Here is a 12,195-nt window from a genome sequence, read left to right as displayed (position 1 = left end):
CGGGACATCGCGACCGTCATCGCGTGGTTATTGCCCCCAAGCCCCCGGGGCTGGTCCCATGGTCGGGGGGTGGTGGCATGACGGCACTACGCGTCACACCGGCACGAAGGGAAGGCCGGGACCGGCTGTACGTCAGTCTGCCCGACGGCCGCAGCGTCGCCTGGTACGACCGGGAGAGCGGCCGGATCAGCCTGGTCTCCGAACGCCACCGCGCCGCCGTCATCGCGGCCCTCGCGCCCTATGTGACCGGTGACTTCACCGTCGGACCGCCGCCCGTCCCCTCGCCCGCCGACCTCGCCAGGCTCGCCCTGCATCCGGACGACGACCTCGCGCCGAACCGGCCCGGCGAGGCGCTGCTCGCGCTGCTCGACCGGGAGCCGGCCACTCCTCGCCGCTTCCGGCAGGATCCGCGCCTGGCGCAGCTCGACGCGGAGCAGTTGCTGGGCGGCGAGCTGGACCGGCTGGATGCCGCGGGCTGGCGGATTCTCCACTCGGTGCCGCTGCCTGGCGCCGACCGCATCGACCATCTGGCGGTCGGCCCCGGCGGCGTGCTGGCCGTGCACACGCTGCCAGCGCACCGGCTGCGGATCCGCATTGCCGACCCGGCCGTACGCGCGGGCCGCGGCGAGCCCGTCCCGATGCTCCGGCTGACCCGCCGGCGGGCCGAGCGGGCGTCGCTGGCTTTGGCGACGGCGGTACGGCCGGTGCTCGCGGTGGTGGGTGCGGCGCGGCTGGACGTGCTGCCGTCGCCGCCGGACGTACGGATCATGCAGGAGGGCGAGGTGCGCGCGCTGGTCCGGCTCGGGGGCGTGCTCAAGCCCGCGGACATCGAGTCGCTGTACGCGACGGCCCGCGACCGCCGGACGTGGCTGCGGGCCTAGGTTCGATACCAGATGGCATCACGTGGCGCCACATGGTGCCATCCGGTGCCGCCCGGTGCCATTCCACGCTCCCGGAAGCGTATGAACACGCATGGCGCCACCATCATTCAGGTCGCTGCCTTTATGTTTCCGCAGGTCAGAGTGGTCGCGCTAGCGTCAGTCCCGCACGTGGGGCCATCCGGACTTGCGCATGGTGCCACGGTGGTGCCATGATGGCGTCATGGACCTCAACCCGTACGTCGACACCCTCCGCCGCGAACTCGCGGTGGCCGCCGAAGCCGGCGGCGACGAAGCCCGCGAACTGGCCGAGAGGCTTACCGCTCCCCTGGAGTCGGCGACCCGACTGACCATGCTCAACGTGCTCTCCGCCGCGATGGACGAGATCACTCGCGAACTCGCCCCCGGCTCGGTCGACGTACGGCTGCGCGGGCTCGACCCCGACTTCGTGGTGACGCTGCCGCCCACCTACGGCGACACCCCCGCGGAGTCGGCCGCGTCCGTCGAGCCGTTCAAGACCCCGGCCCCGGCCGACAGCGACGAGGGCGGCACCGCCCGCGTCAACCTGCGTCTGCCGGCCCACCTCAAGGCCCGCGCCGAGGAGGCCGCGACCCGCGAGGGCCTGTCGGTCAACGCGTGGCTGGTCCGCGCCGTGTCGGCCGCGGTCGACGGCGGTGCCCGGCCGCGAGCCACGGAGAAGGCCCAGAGCATCGGACAGAGCTTCACGGGCTGGGTGCGCTAGTCGCGCCCCGCCCGCTCCATTCACCCACACCACGTCCCACCAGCGGGGACGACCTGAAGACCCAAGAGGACGGGACAGCCATGCCTACTTTCGACACTCCCGAACCGATCTCGGCCACGGCGCACGTGGAGGCCGGTTCCATTCAGTTCACCGCGGGCGACCGGCTCGACACCATCGTCGAGGTGCGACCCCGCGACGCGAAGAAGGACCTGGACGTACGGGCGGCCGAGCAGACCGAGGTCACGTACGCGAACGGCGCACTGACCATCAGGACGCCCAAGTCCAGTCTGTTCGGCCGCTCCGGCGTCGTCGACGTGACGGTCGAGCTGCCCACAGGCTCGCGCATCGACATGACCGGCGCCTGGACCCAGGTGCTCGGCGAGGGCCGGCTCGGCGAGGTCCGCGTGAAGACCTCGTCCGGCGACGCCCGCTTCGACACGACCGGCCCGCTGCGGCTGACCGCGTCGCACGGCTCGATCACCGTGGACCGGGTCGAGGGCATGGCCGAGATCACCACCAGCTCCGGCAGCATGCGCGTCGGCTTCCTCGACGGCCCCGCCGTCCTGAAGAACTCGCACGGCACCACGACCGTCGACGCCGCGATCGGTGACCTGCGGGTGAGCGGCGCCAACGGCGACATCGAGATCCGGCGCGCCGAGGCCTCGGTCGCCGCCACCACCGCCCACGGCACTCTGCGCGTGTACGACGTGGCCCGTGGCACCGTCCAGTTGGAGACCAACCACGGCGCCATCGAGGTCGGCGTCCGCGAGGGCACCGCCGCCTGGCTCGACGTCAGCTCCGGCCGCGGGCAGGTGCGCAACACGCTCACCACGTCCGAGACTCCGGAGAAGACCGAGGACACCGTCGAGGTCCGCGCCCGCACCCGGTGGGGCAACATCGACGTCCGCCGCGCCAAGGCCTGAGCGCCGCATCCTCAACCGGCCGCATTCTCAACCGGCCCCATCTTCCACCCACTTCAGCCTTCGAACGGAGTGCTCCATGCCTTCCTCTGTCATGTCCACGTCCAGTCGGGTGGACGGTTCGCCGTCACCGGCCGCCGTCTCCACGGTCGGTCTGCGCAAGTCCTACGGCGACAAGACAGTCCTCGACGGCATCGATCTGCGTATCCCGGCCGGGTCCGTGTTCGCGCTGCTCGGCCCGAACGGCGCCGGCAAGACCACCGCCGTGAAGATCCTGTCCACGCTCATCACCGCAGACGGCGGGCAGGCCCAGGTCGCGGGCCACGACGTCGCCACGTCACCGGACGGGGTGCGTGCCGCGATCGGTGTCACCGGGCAGTTCTCCGCCGTCGACGGGCTGATCACCGGCGAGGAGAACATGCTCCTCATGGCGGACCTGCACCATCTGTCGAAGCGCGAGGGGCGGCGGGTCGCCGCCGAACTCCTCGAGCGCTTCGACCTGGTGGAGGCGGCGAAGAAGCCCGCCTCCACCTACTCCGGCGGCATGAAGCGCCGCCTCGACATCGCCATGACGCTGGTCGGCAACCCGCGGATCATCTTCCTCGACGAACCGACCACCGGCCTGGACCCGCGTTCCCGTCACAACATGTGGGGGATCATCCGCGAGCTGGTCTCCGACGGCGTCACCGTCTTCCTCACGACGCAGTACCTGGAGGAGGCCGACGAACTCGCCGACCGCATCGCGGTGTTGAACGACGGCAAGATCGCCGCCGAAGGCACCGCCGAGGAGCTGAAGCGGCTCATCCCGGGCGGGCACATCCGTCTCCGGTTCGACGACCCGTCCGCGTACCAGTCCGCCGCCGTCGCCCTGCGCGAGGTCACCCGGGACGACGAGGCCCTGGCGCTGCAGATCCCCAGCGACGGCAGCCAGCGCGAGCTGCGCTCCATCCTCGACTGGCTGGACGCGGCCGGCATCGAGGCGGACGAGCTGACCGTGCACACCCCCGACCTCGACGACGTGTTCTTCGCCCTGACCGCCTCCAACGTGCCCACCCAGCCGAACCAGTCCAAGGAGACAGTCCGATGAGCTCCACCACGTTCGCCGTGCGCGACTCGTCCACGATGCTGCGCCGCAACCTCCTGCACGCCCGGCGCTACCCGTCCCTCACCCTGAACCTGCTGCTCACGCCGGTCGTCCTGCTGCTGCTCTTCGTCTACATCTTCGGCGACGTGATGAGCGCGGGCATCGGCGGCGGCGGCGCCGACCGCTCCGACTACATCGCCTATCTCGTCCCGGGCATCCTGCTGATGACCATCGGCGGCACGCTGGTCGGCACGGCGGTGTCCGTCTCCAACGACATGACCGAGGGCATCATCGCCCGCTTCCGCACGATGGCGATCCACCGCGGTTCCGTGCTCATCGGACACGTCATCGGCAGCGTGCTGCAGGCGATCATCAGCGTGGTTCTCGTCGGTGCCGTCGGCGTGGCCATCGGCTTCCGCTCCACGGACGCCACGGCCCTGGAGTGGCTCGCGGCGTTCGGGCTGCTCGCGCTGTTCGCCCTGGCGCTCACCTGGATCGCGGTCGGGATGGGCATGGTCAGCCCGAACGCCGAGGCGGCCAGCAACAACGCGCTGCCGCTGATCTTCCTGCCGCTCATCTCCAGCGCCTTCGTCCCGGTCAACGCGATGCCGGGCTGGTTCCAGCCGATCGCCGAGTACCAGCCGTTCACGCCGACCATCGAGACCTTGCGCGGCCTGCTGCTCGGCAGCGAGATCGGCAACAACTGGTGGATCGCCATCCTCTGGTGCCTGGCCCTGGCGGCGCTCGGCTACCGCTGGTCGAAGGCGGTGTTCAACCGCGACCCGAAGTGACCGCGCGGGCTGCCTCCCGCAGCTCGTCCCGCCCGAGGGCGGCGTACTCCGACACGACGTCGGCCTACGCCGCCCTGTCGGCGTTCTCCGCCACCTGCCTGGCCTAGGTTCCGTAGGGCTCGCTCTCCGCGTCGAGGTCGTCCGGGAGGCGGAGCCGCAGGACGGCCGTGGTCGCGTGCCGGGTCGTGCGCTGTTCCACCTCGGCCGCGAGCCCGGGTTCCACCGGCTGGTACGCGATCTCACCCAGGCCGGCCGCCATGGCCGTGCCGGTGGCACCCGCGGACTCCCGTCCCGCCAGGGCCGTCGCGGCCTGTGCGCGCGGCGCCGGTGACAGCGGGCTGGACACCACGGGGGTGTCGTCGTCCGGCAGCACGAGGACCAGCGCGCCCGGCCGCGTCCGCGCGCCGGTGAAGCCGACCACCACCGCGTCCCGCGTGGAGGTGTGCCGGAGCTTCAACCAGGCGCGGGAGCCGGAGTGGTACGTCTGGTCGAGCCGTTTGACCACCAGGCCTTCGACGCCGATCGACGGCAGGGTCTCGTACCAGGTGGCCGCCTCGGCCGCGTCCAGCGTCATCGGCACCGGCTGCAGCGGCGGGCCCAGCGCACCGAGCAGCGCCACCAGCCGCCGGCGCCGCTTCTCGTACGCCAGACGGCGCAGATCCTCGTTGCCGACGGCGAGCAGATCGAAGGCGGCGTACGAGGCGGGCAGCCGGCGCGCGAGCGCGGGCGCCCGGCCCGGGGTGGCGGCCGCGCGTCTTTGGACGGCGGCGAAGTCCGTACGGCCCTCCGTCCAGACCACCACCTCGCCGTCGAGCACGGTCCCGTCGGGCAACTGGCGTCCCGCCTCGGCGAGATCGGGGAACGCGGCGGTGATGATCCGCCCGGAACGCGCCTGGAGCAGCACGTCCTCGCCGACCCGGAAGAGCAGCATCCGGTGCCCGTCGAACTTCGGCTCGTACGCCAGCCCGGCACCGCGCGGCAGCACGTTCACCGACTCGGCGAGCGCGACCTTCAGCGGCGGCCGGAGCACGGCGTGCGGGCCTGACGGGTCGGGCTGCTGTGCGCTCATGGCAGCGGCTTGGCGCGGTTGAGATTGATGAGCGGGCCGAGCAGATCCCCGTACTGCTCAAGACGTGGCGCGATGTCGCCGATCCGGAACACGAGATTCTGCCGCGCCTCGACCTCCTCCCAGGTCACCGGCGTCGACACGGTCGGCTCGGTGCGGGCACGCAGCGTGTACGGGGCGGCGGTGGTCTTCCTGGCGGCGTTCTGGCTGTGGTCGACGAAGACCTTCCCGGGCCGCAGCGCACGGGTCATCCGGTGCAGCACAAGCCCGGGGAGCGCGGCCTCGCCCTCGACGGCCAGGCTCTTGGCGTACTCCGACACCTGCTCGGACGGTGTCGGCTCCAGCGGCACGAGCAGATGCATGCCCTTGGAGCCCGAGGTCTTGGCGTACGCGTGCAGCCCGTCCGCCGCGAGCCGCTCGCGCAGCCACAGCGCGACCTCGCAGCACTCGACGACGGTGGCCGGAGCGCCCGGGTCGAGATCGAAGACCATCCGGTCGGCGATGTTCGGCTCGTCCGCGGTCCACTGCGGCACATGGAACTCGACGACCAGATTCGCCGCCCAGACCAGCGAGGCGAGATCCTGGACGACGACCTGGCGCGCCTGTTTGTCCTCGGAGCGTGGGACCTCGACCGTGCGTACCCACGATGGCGTACCGGGCGGCGGATTCTTGGTGAAGAAGAGCTGCCCGTCGGGACCGTCCGGATATCTGAGGAAGGACACCGGACGGTTGTGGATATGGGCGAGGATCGCACCCGCCGTGGTGGCGTAGTAGTGCAGGATCTCGCCCTTGGTGGTCCCGGTGGCGGGGTGGAGGACCTTGTCCAGATTGGTCAGGGCCAGGCGCCGCCCCTCCACCTCCGTGATCGGCGTCATACGATGAGAATCCCACGAATCCCGGAATTTCGGATGAAAGGGATCTAAGGTGCGATCCATCTGGAACGGCGCGATCTCCTTCGGCCTGGTCAGCATCCCGATCAAGCTCGTGAACGCCACCGAGAACCACTCCATCTCCTTCCGCCAGATCCACGTCGCGGACGGCGGCCGGATCCGCTACCGCAAGGTCTGCGAGCTGGAGGAGAAGGAAGTGACGACCGCGGAGATCGGCAAGGGCTACGAGGACGCGGACGGATCGATCATCCCGATCACGGACGAGGACCTCGCCCAGCTGCCGCTGCCGACGGCGAAGACGATCGAGATCGTGTCGTTCGTGCCGGAGTCGTCGATCGATCCGCTCCAGATGGACGCGGCGTACTACCTGTCGGCCAATGGAGTGCCGGCCGCCAAGCCGTACGCCCTGCTGCGTGAGGCGCTCAAGCGCAGCCAGAAGGTCGCGATCGCCAAGTTCGCTCTGCGAGGGCGGGAGCGGCTGGGCATGCTGCGCGTCGTCGACGATGTGATCGCCATGCACGGACTGCTCTGGCCGGACGAGATCAGGGCCCCGGAGAGCGTGGCGCCGGACACCGAAGTGACGATCCGCGACGCCGAACTCGACCTGGCCGACGCGCTGATGGACACGCTCGGGGAGGTCGAGCTGGAGTCGCTGCACGACGACTACCGGGACGCAGTCGAGGCCATGATCACCGCGAAGGTCGAGGGTGGCGGCGTGCTGCCGGAGGCGGTGCCGGCGGAGGCGGGCGGCCAGGTCATCGACCTGATGGCGGCGCTGGAGAGCAGCGTGCGGGCGGCCAAGGAGGCGCGGGGCGAGGAGGGTGAGGAGGCGCAGGTGACGCCGATCAAGGGGTCGCGGAAGAAGTCCACCGCCGGTGCGGCGAAGAAGACGGCTTCGGCGAAGGCGGGTGCGACCAAGTCGACGTCGACGGCCGGTGCGGCGAAGAAGACGGCGGCGAAGAAGACGGCCACGAAGACCGCGACGAAAACCGCGACGAAAACCGCGACGAAGACCACGGCCAAGACCGCGGCGAAGAAGACCACGGCCAAGAGCACGGCGAAGAAGGCGGCGGCGAAGAAGGCCGCTCCGAAGAAGCGCGCTTCCGCGTAAGTCGGTCTACCGTCGCAGCAACTCGTCCATCACCGACTCCAGATACACCTCCTGGTCCACCCCCTGCGGCAGCACCTTCGGCACCGCCTGGCTCAGTTGTGTGTGGCCCAAGTAGCTCGTGTACGCGAGCAGCCCTCGTCGGTGTGCCTCCTCCGGCGGAAAGCCGAGTTCTTCGAAGAGGTGCGCCACGTAGCCGAGGCGGCGCTCCGTCACCCGCTGTACCACGACGGCGACTTGAGGATGGTGACCGGCGGTCGCCAGAAGCGAGACCTCGAGCGGATCCTCCGCCCCGGACGCGGTCGCGGCCGCGAAGAGGTGACGGAGGCGGCGTTCCGGATCCGGCTCGGCTTCCATCGCCGTGATGATCTGCTCCGTGCTGACCTCCTCCCAGCGTTTCAGCGCCGCCTCGATCAGCGCGTCACGGTTGGCGAAGTGCCAGTAGAAGCTGCCTTTGGTCGTTCCGAGCCGCGCGGCCAGCGGTTCGACGGCGACGGCGGCGATCCCGCGTTCTCCCATGGCGGCGAGCGCGGCATCGGCCCAGTCGTGCGCCGTCAGCCGCTTCCGTCCCTGCTTTGCCGCTGCCGCTTGCTTCATGTCCATACGCTACCGTACGGTTGAACATACGCCACCGTATGGAGGTGCGGGATGCGCAGGGTACGGAACGTCCATGAGCGCGTCGTCGAGGCCCCCGCCGACGTCGTCGGCGCCCTCCTCGACAGGCTGTCGTCGCCGGAAGACCCCCTCAGCCCGAGCCCGGTCTGGCCCCCGATCCGCTTCGACGGACCGCTCGGCGTCGGCGCGGCCGGCGGCCACGGTTTCGTCCGCTACTCGATCGGCGCGTACGAACCCGGCCGCAGCATCCGCTTCGACTTCGCGCCGGCGCCGTCCAACGGCTTCCACAGCCTGGAGATAGAGCCGTTGCCGGACTCCCGCTGCCGGGTCCGCCATGTCCTCGAACAGCGGCAGACCCTCATGCAGACCCTGGCCTGGAGCCTGGCCATCCGCCCGTTGCACGACACGATGGTCGAGGAACTCCTCGACAACATCGCCCGATCGGCATCCCGCACCGGCCTGGCGCGCCCGTTCCGCTGGTCCCGCCGGGCTCGACTGATGCACGGCCTGGTCTGGGACCGGCCGACGGCGACGCCCGTACCGGACGCCGCGGTATTGGCCCACCAGGCCATCGAAAGCCCGGACTACGCGGACGCCTACCGCCTCCCGCTGGACCCCGGAATGCCCCGCGACCCGGAGGCCTGGCGCGGTGTCCTCCCGTTCCAGGTCCGCGCGGTCTCCGACGACGAGCTGCTGCTCGGCGAGGACGCCGGCCACTTGGACTTCCGCGGCTCGGTCCTGCTCACCGACGCCGATGTCACGCTGACCACTGTGGTCAGATTCCACAACTGGCGCGGCCGTCTCTACTTCGCGGTGGTCCGCCACTTCCACCCGTTCATGACCCGCATGATCCTCCGCCGCTTCCACCGCCGGCTCGCCTTTGAGGCGCCGTCGGCGGCGGACCGTACGGCACGGGACAGCGAGGACCCGGTGCTGACGGAGTAGCTGACACCGGGAGGCTTGTGGAGCCGGCCCGGATCCTGCTCAAGCTCAAGAACGGACCGTTCAGCGACCCGACTCAGGGCTCAGCGTCACCATAGACGTGATCACGATTACCTTGGGTTCACCGGACCTTCCCATTCACTTTCTCTCCGTTCGGCCTTCACCTCTCTGTGTTCACAGCCCCCACACAACCAGCGACTGTCAGGTGCGCTTGGGGTGGGTCTTTCCGCCAGTGGCGAAAAGAGCTCGGGCGGAAGGCGAGAGGGGGTGGTTTCGATGGTTCGGCCGCGGTTCCTTTACGTAGTGCGTGTATCGCCGCAGAGACCGGAGGGTGAAGAGAAGTCGGTCGGGTGGCGTCTGGTCGGTCCGAACAACCGCGAACTGGGGCGCAGCGCCGAGGCGTTCGGCAGCCTCGCGGAGTGCCAGGCCGCGGTGGCCCGGCTCCGGGAGCAGGTGGCGGACGCGCGTGTGCTGCTCTCCATGCCGGAGGCGGCGGCCAGTTGGACCTGGCGCGTCGAGCTCGAGGGGCAGGTCGTCGCGGTCGCCGGGCGGCCCTATCTGCGCCAGCGGGAGTGCCAGTACAACCTCGGCCAGTTCCTGGCCGCGGTGCCGGTGGCCCAGCTGGCCGAAGGGGTTCCGCACCGGCCGCGGATGCGCGGAGCGCTGTTGCGCGGTCCGGCGCAGCCGAGGTCTACGCGTGCAGAGCCGCGGGCAGGGCAGCGTGCGGACCAGGACGAGGAAGGACACGCGGTCCGCCTCGTCGGCATGCAGGTCGGGACGGGCACCCGATGACCGTCGTCATACCGGGGCTCGGCGGTCCGTCCGGGTCCGGCCCGGATCCTGTGGACCTGCCGCGCTCGCTGAAGAGCCGAGGGGAGCTCGCGGACCGGCTCTTCCGTGGCGGAGCCCGTGGCAGCGGAGCCATCGTGCTCGCCATCATGCTGCTGGTCGGGGTCTTCCTCACCTACCGCGCGTCCCAGGCGCTCGGCGTCGCCAAGTGGTCGTTCCTCACCACCTCCGCGTGGGAGCCGGACGCGCGCCACTTCGGCATCGCCGCCGTGCTCACCGGCACCGTCCTCATCGGCCTGGTGGCCATCAGCATCGCGGTGCCGCTGGCGCTGGGCACCGCGCTGTACATCTCGGAGTACGCGCCGCGCCGCCTGAAGCGGACGCTCATCAGCCTCGTGGACCTGATGGCCGCGGTGCCGAGCGTGGTGTACGGGCTGTGGGGAGCGTTCTTCCTGCAAGGGCAGGTGGTCGGGCTCTCCCGCTGGATCGCCACGTACTTCTCCTGGATCCCGATCTTCGAGGTCACCGGGGCCGACCCGAACGACGCGCTGCAGACGACGACCGTCTACACGTCGTCGACCTTCATCGCGGGCATCGTCGTGGCGCTGATGGTCACGCCGATCGCCTGCTCGGTGATGCGCGAGACCTTCTCGCAGGCGCCTCCCGGAGAGCGCGAGGGCGCGTTCGCGCTGGGGGCGACGCGGTGGGGGATGATCCGCTCGGTCGTGCTGCCGTTCGGCTGGGGCGGCGTGATCGGCGGCACCATGCTCGGTCTGGGCCGGGCTCTGGGCGAGACCATCGCCGTCTACATGATCATCTCGCCGGTCTTCGTCATCCAGCCGCACATCCTGCAGACCGGCGCCAACTCCGTGTCGGCGCTGATCGCGCTGCGCTACGGCTCCGCGAGCGAGTTCGGCATGTCGGCCCTGATGGCCGCCGGACTCGCGCTCTTCCTGATGACCCTCGTCGTCAACTTCATCGCGTCCTCGATCGCGGCCCGCAGCCGCTCGGGCGCCGGGACGGAGGCCTGAGATGACCGACCTCCTCAAAGACAGGCTCAAGGACAGGCTCAAGGACAAGTCGGCCGGGACCGTACGGCCGGCCGAAGAAGCCGCCGCAGAACAGGACCAGAGCCCGGAAGTCCGCCGGAACACCTCGTCGGTGCACGGCTCGGATCTGCTCGCGCTCGCGGGTGCGGCCGTGGCGTCGCTGGCCCTGACGGCGCTCCTGTTCACCTGGATCGCCCCGTTCGACACGGTCCTGGGCTTCGTGGTCGTCGCCTATCTGATCTTCCTGGGCAGCTACGCCGTGCTGGTCTCCTTCGACCAGAACAGCGTCGCGGTACGGGACAAGGTCGCGGCCGTGCTGTGGCAGAGCCTCGCCACGCTGGTACTGGCGGCGCTCGTCATGGTCGTCGTGTACACCCTGTGGCGCGGCAAGTCGTCCCTGGTGCACTCCAACTTCTTCACCGAGGACATGTCGAGCACCGGCCCGCTGCAGCCGCTCACCGCCGGCGGCGTCGTGCACGCTATCGTCGGCACGTTGCAGCAGATCGCCATCTCGCTGGCGATCACCGTGCCGCTCGGACTGGCCTGTGCGGTGTTCCTCAACGAAGTGCCGGGCAGGTACGCCCGGTTCGTACGGACCATCGTCGAGGCGATGACGGCGCTGCCGTCGATCGTCGCCGGTCTGTTCATCTACGCCACGGTGATCCTCATCCTCGGCGTCGACAAGTCCGGCTTCGCCGCCGCGCTGGCGCTCAGCGTGATGATGCTGCCCATCATCATCCGCGCCTCCGACGTGGTCATCCGGCTGGTGCCGGGCTCGCTGCGCGAGGCGTCGTACGCACTGGGCGCAAGCCAGTGGCGCACGGTGTGGACCGTGATCCTTCCGACCGCACGCTCGGGCCTCACCACCGCCGTGATCCTGGGCACCGCGCGAGGCATCGGCGAGACCTCGCCCGTGCTGCTCACCTCCGGCTATGCGTCCGGCCTGAACATCGACCCGCTCAGCGAGCCACAGGTCTCGCTGCCGCTGGCCACCTTCCAGCTGGTGAGCGACCCCCAACCCAACATGATCGCCCGCGGGTTCGGCTCGGCGGCGCTGCTGATGGCGCTCGTGCTGCTGCTCTTCATCGTGGCCCGGGTGGTCGGCGGGCGCGGCCCCGGAGAGCTGACGCGCAGTCAGCAACACCGGCGGGTGGCGGCCTCGCGCCGCGACGTCGCCCGCATGAGCAAGCGCGCGCGGCTCACCCCGCAACCGGCCGCGCAGGACGCCGCGTTCAGGGCCCCTGACAGCTCCACCGACTGAGCCCCGCGGAGCCGCACGGCTCCCACCCGCCCCGTACCGACCCAACCGACCAGGAGTCAC

At 70.3% G+C, this 12,195-nt stretch carries 13 protein-coding genes; 10 read left to right on the top strand and 3 right to left on the bottom strand.

The genetic code is table 11. The features are described 5' to 3' along the window. The first annotated feature begins 77 nt into the window (after positions 1-77). The 5 genes from ACH4YL_RS08500 (at position 78) to ACH4YL_RS08480 (ending at position 4,415) form a co-directional block, all read left to right on the top strand. Entirely contained in the window at positions 78-881 is an 804-nt protein-coding gene (locus tag ACH4YL_RS08500; protein ID WP_398506080.1) for a nuclease-related domain-containing protein, read from the top strand. Positions 882-1,101: 220 nt separating this feature from the next. Next, positions 1,102-1,620 carry a toxin-antitoxin system HicB family antitoxin gene (locus ACH4YL_RS08495; RefSeq protein ID WP_398506078.1) on the top strand — a complete coding sequence of 173 codons (519 nt, stop codon included), beginning with the start codon at positions 1,102-1,104 and terminating at the stop codon, positions 1,618-1,620. Between the two features lie 80 nt (positions 1,621-1,700). Beyond that, positions 1,701-2,543, top strand: a complete 843-nt coding sequence (locus tag ACH4YL_RS08490; protein WP_398506077.1) for a DUF4097 family beta strand repeat-containing protein — start codon at positions 1,701-1,703, stop codon at positions 2,541-2,543. 76 nt (positions 2,544-2,619) lie between these two features. Continuing rightward, positions 2,620-3,627: an ATP-binding cassette domain-containing protein gene (locus ACH4YL_RS08485; protein ID WP_398506076.1), complete on the top strand. Its 1,008-nt coding sequence runs from the start codon at positions 2,620-2,622 to the stop codon at positions 3,625-3,627. Next, positions 3,624-4,415, top strand: coding sequence for an ABC transporter permease (locus ACH4YL_RS08480; protein WP_398506074.1), 792 nt, complete (start codon positions 3,624-3,626; stop codon positions 4,413-4,415). The genes ACH4YL_RS08485 and ACH4YL_RS08480 overlap by 4 nt, the downstream gene beginning before the upstream one ends. Positions 4,416-4,518: 103 nt before the next feature. Here the strand turns inward: ACH4YL_RS08480 and ACH4YL_RS08475 are convergent, their stop codons facing one another. Then, positions 4,519-5,484 carry an ATP-dependent DNA ligase gene (locus tag ACH4YL_RS08475; RefSeq protein ID WP_398506072.1) on the bottom strand — a complete coding sequence of 322 codons (966 nt, stop codon included), beginning with the start codon at positions 5,482-5,484 and terminating at the stop codon, positions 4,519-4,521. Continuing rightward, positions 5,481-6,356, bottom strand: coding sequence for a non-homologous end-joining DNA ligase (ligD, locus tag ACH4YL_RS08470; RefSeq protein WP_398506070.1), 876 nt, complete (start codon positions 6,354-6,356; stop codon positions 5,481-5,483). Before ligD ends, ACH4YL_RS08475 begins: the two co-directional genes overlap by 4 nt. Before the next feature lie 49 nt (positions 6,357-6,405). On the opposite strand from ligD, the gene ACH4YL_RS08465 reads away from it, so the two are divergent. Next, positions 6,406-7,482 (top strand): Ku protein, encoded by a 1,077-nt coding sequence (locus tag ACH4YL_RS08465; RefSeq protein WP_398506068.1) that lies wholly within the window; start codon positions 6,406-6,408, stop codon positions 7,480-7,482. Between the two features lie 6 nt (positions 7,483-7,488). Here the strand turns inward: ACH4YL_RS08465 and ACH4YL_RS08460 are convergent, their stop codons facing one another. Next, positions 7,489-8,076 carry a TetR/AcrR family transcriptional regulator gene (locus ACH4YL_RS08460; protein WP_398506067.1) on the bottom strand — a complete coding sequence of 196 codons (588 nt, stop codon included), beginning with the start codon at positions 8,074-8,076 and terminating at the stop codon, positions 7,489-7,491. Positions 8,077-8,127: 51 nt separating this feature from the next. On the opposite strand from ACH4YL_RS08460, the gene ACH4YL_RS08455 reads away from it, so the two are divergent. The 4 genes from ACH4YL_RS08455 (at position 8,128) to pstA (ending at position 12,135) form a co-directional block, all read left to right on the top strand. After that, complete coding sequence (locus ACH4YL_RS08455; RefSeq protein ID WP_398506065.1) at positions 8,128-9,039, top strand: DUF2867 domain-containing protein; 912 nt, start codon at positions 8,128-8,130, stop codon at positions 9,037-9,039. Between the two features lie 300 nt (positions 9,040-9,339). Next, the gene (locus ACH4YL_RS08450; protein ID WP_398506063.1) at positions 9,340-9,828 is read left to right on the top strand and encodes a hypothetical protein; all 489 of its coding nucleotides are present in this window, start codon (positions 9,340-9,342) and stop codon (positions 9,826-9,828) included. Beyond that, positions 9,825-10,856, top strand: coding sequence for a phosphate ABC transporter permease subunit PstC (gene pstC, locus ACH4YL_RS08445; RefSeq protein ID WP_398506061.1), 1,032 nt, complete (start codon positions 9,825-9,827; stop codon positions 10,854-10,856). Before ACH4YL_RS08450 ends, pstC begins: the two co-directional genes overlap by 4 nt. Before the next feature lies 1 nt (position 10,857). After that, positions 10,858-12,135, top strand: a complete 1,278-nt coding sequence (pstA, locus tag ACH4YL_RS08440) for a phosphate ABC transporter permease PstA (RefSeq protein WP_398506059.1) — start codon at positions 10,858-10,860, stop codon at positions 12,133-12,135. Positions 12,136-12,195 lie beyond the last annotated feature (60 nt).

This window comes from Streptomyces sp. NPDC020681, from assembly GCF_044334895.1.
In the GTDB taxonomy this organism is placed as follows: Bacteria; Actinomycetota; Actinomycetes; order Streptomycetales; family Streptomycetaceae; genus Streptomyces.
The sequence above is the reverse complement of the archived record's forward strand: the minus strand, read 5'-3'. Positions and strand labels throughout refer to the sequence as shown.